This is a genomic window from Pseudomonas peli, from assembly GCF_050563605.1.
Classification (GTDB): domain Bacteria; phylum Pseudomonadota; class Gammaproteobacteria; order Pseudomonadales; family Pseudomonadaceae; genus Aquipseudomonas; species Aquipseudomonas peli_A.
This window is the reverse complement of the sequence record NZ_JBNXUH010000183.1, coordinates 1-228: the sequence shown is the minus strand read 5'-3', so window position 1 is coordinate 228 and position 228 is coordinate 1. Positions and strand designations below refer to the sequence as shown.

The 228-nt window shown below is 62.6% G+C and carries 1 pseudogene; it reads left to right on the top strand.

Features of this window, described 5'->3' with window-relative positions:
* Positions 1 to 193, top strand: a pseudogene (locus ACQ4LH_RS21415) (cyclase family protein); the annotation flags it as partial.
* Positions 194 to 228 lie beyond the last annotated feature (35 nt).

The window sequence follows — 228 nt, the reverse complement described above, 5'->3', positions numbered from 1 at the left end:
CCCCTACACCGATCCGCCGCCCTTGCTGCCGAAGATCGACTACATGGACCACCAGCAGGGCTGGCCRGAGATGGCCGCGATGTTTCCTGGCCTGAGCAAGGACCAGCTGCCGGGCGACGAGTCCTGGGCGGCCGGCGCCCTAATTATAACCACCAAAACGGGAACGACCAGGGAGCAACCCGGGAACTACGCCTGAACCGGCCCCTATTAAACATTTCCAACCCAACG